Source organism: Empedobacter sp. UBA7252, assembly GCF_002472765.1.
GTDB classification, from domain to species: Bacteria; Bacteroidota; Bacteroidia; order Flavobacteriales; family Weeksellaceae; genus Empedobacter; species Empedobacter falsenii_B.
This window is the reverse complement of record NZ_DKSQ01000048.1, coordinates 27,312-28,932: the sequence shown is the minus strand read 5'-3', so window position 1 is coordinate 28,932 and position 1,621 is coordinate 27,312. Positions and strand designations below refer to the sequence as shown.

The 1,621-nt window shown below is 32.4% G+C and carries 3 protein-coding genes; all 3 read left to right on the top strand.

What is annotated here, in order from left to right:
• Positions 1-577 precede the first annotated feature (577 nt).
• A complete protein-coding gene (rpsL, locus tag B2X73_RS07365) occupies positions 578-961 on the top strand; it encodes a 30S ribosomal protein S12 (protein WP_019974211.1) in 384 nt (127 codons plus the stop codon).
• 12 nt (positions 962-973) lie between these two features.
• Positions 974-1,450, top strand: a complete 477-nt coding sequence (rpsG, locus tag B2X73_RS07360) for a 30S ribosomal protein S7 (RefSeq protein WP_019974210.1) — start codon at positions 974-976, stop codon at positions 1,448-1,450.
• A gap of 6 nt (positions 1,451-1,456) precedes the next feature.
• Positions 1,457-1,621, top strand: a 165-nt coding sequence (locus tag B2X73_RS07355; protein WP_291096103.1) for a GTP-binding protein, incomplete at its 3' end; no start/stop codon positions are given.

The following is a 1,621-nucleotide window of genomic DNA, read 5'->3' as shown; positions in this document are numbered from 1 at the left end:
TAGAAATTTGCGCGATGTAATCTTCGCGTTCTTCAACTGGAGCGTTTACACATTCATGTAACAATTCAGCTAATTTGATTAAACTTTTTGAAGCTTCCTCGAACAAAGGATAGAATACTTTATCCTTCGGAGTAAATAATTTAAAAAATGAGTTTACCGACATTCAATAATGTTTTGAAGTGCAAAATTAATTTTTCTAATGTAAAATTAACATTAAATAAATATTATGCGAACGTTTTTATTAAAATATATCGATAATTATATGATATTCAGATTAATTAAAAATACGAAAAGTTATTAGCTTAGAGAAAAATAATATAGGATAAAGTTTTAATAAATTTTGTTGTCAATAGATGTAGATAAGATACTATCACTTATCAAAAATTAGGTTTATTGATAATTTACTTGTTTTGTTATTCTTGAATTAAAATTCTGTAAAATATAGTTTATAATTCTTTAAAAAATTATAAATCAATGTAAAATAAATCCATTATTATTTGTTTTTGTATAAATTATTTGTAGTTTTGCATGCCCAAAAAATGGGTTTAATCCAAATTTAAAAGGAAATTTAATTAGTATGCCAACAATTCAACAATTAGTTAGAAAAGGTAGAAAAAAACTAACCAAGAAGAGTAAATCGGCTGCATTGGAATCATGTCCACAACGCCGCGGTGTTTGTACACGTGTTTACACTACAACTCCTAAGAAACCTAACTCAGCAATGCGTAAAGTTGCTCGTGTTAGATTAACAAACGGGAAAGAAGTTAACGCGTACATCGGTGGTGAAGGTCATAATCTTCAAGAGCACTCGATAGTATTGGTTAGAGGAGGTAGAGTTAAAGATTTACCAGGTGTGCGTTACCACATTGTACGTGGAGCGTTAGATACTGCGGGAGTAAACGGACGTACTCAACGTAGAAGTAAGTATGGAGCGAAACGTCCTAAAGATGCTAAAAAATAAATTTAAGGTAAGATGAGAAAGACAAGAGCTAAAAAAAGACCTTTACTTCCAGATCCTAAATTTAATGATCAGTTAGTAACTCGTTTCGTAAACAACTTAATGTACGACGGAAAAAAATCTGTAGCATTCAAAATTTTCTATGATGCGTTAGAAATCGTAGATTCTCGTAAAGAAGATGCAGAAAAAACTTCATTAGACATTTGGAAAGAAGCATTATCTAATGTAATGCCTCACGTAGAAGTACGTTCTCGCCGTGTTGGTGGAGCTACATTCCAAATTCCAATGGAAATTCGTCCAGACCGTAAAATTTCAACAGCAATGAAATGGTTAATCAAATATTCTCGTAACAGAAACGAGAAATCGATGGCTCAAAAATTAGCTGGAGAAATTATTGCAGCTGCTAAAGAGGAAGGATCTGCCGTTAAAAAACGTCAAGATACTCACAAAATGGCAGAAGCTAACAAAGCATTCTCTCACTTTAGATTCTAATACAAGATGGCAAGAGATTTAAAATACACAAGAAACATTGGTATTGCTGCTCACATCGATGCAGGAAAAACTACAACGACAGAGCGTATCTTATTCTATTCAGGTAAGAATCACAAAATTGGAGAAACTCACGAAGGATCAGCTACAACTGACTGGATGGAGCAAGAAGCT